This is a genomic window from Streptomyces sp. DH12 (assembly GCF_020873895.1).
Lineage (GTDB): Bacteria > Actinomycetota > Actinomycetes > Streptomycetales > Streptomycetaceae > Streptomyces.
On sequence record NZ_JAHWGT010001420.1, the window covers coordinates 1 to 413 of the forward strand.

At 63.9% G+C, this 413-nt stretch carries 1 protein-coding gene; it reads right to left on the reverse strand.

Features of this window, described 5'->3' with window-relative positions:
* Positions 1–149 precede the first annotated feature (149 nt).
* Positions 150–413 (reverse strand): BMP family ABC transporter substrate-binding protein (locus LPA54_RS40375; RefSeq protein WP_368857915.1); only part of this gene is annotated, 264 nt, incomplete at its 5' end.

Here is a 413-nt window from a genome sequence, read left to right on the forward strand (position 1 = left end):
ACGCACTCTCCTGGGGACGGGGGCCGTCTACGCGCGTAGCGCCCCTACGGAATACAACGGGGTGGCACACCTGACCGACGGGGTGCGTGGAGCCTGGCTCCTCGCACCCCGTCGAGCGGTCGCGACCCCGCGGTGGTTCAGGGTGTGACTCAGCTCGACTTGACCTTGATCTCGCCGCTGATGATCTTCTCCTTGGCCGTCTCGATGGCTTTCTGGAGCTCGGCGTCGTCCGCGAACTTCGGGTTGGAGTTCGACAGGCTCACCTCACCCGTCTTGAGATCGCCCTTGACGATACCGGTCGCGGGCTTGCCGTCCTCGACCGACTTCGCGAGGTTGTAGACCGCCTTGGCGACATCCTTCATCGCCGAGGTCAGGATCGAGTCCTTGTACTTGGCGAGGGCTTCCTGCTTGTA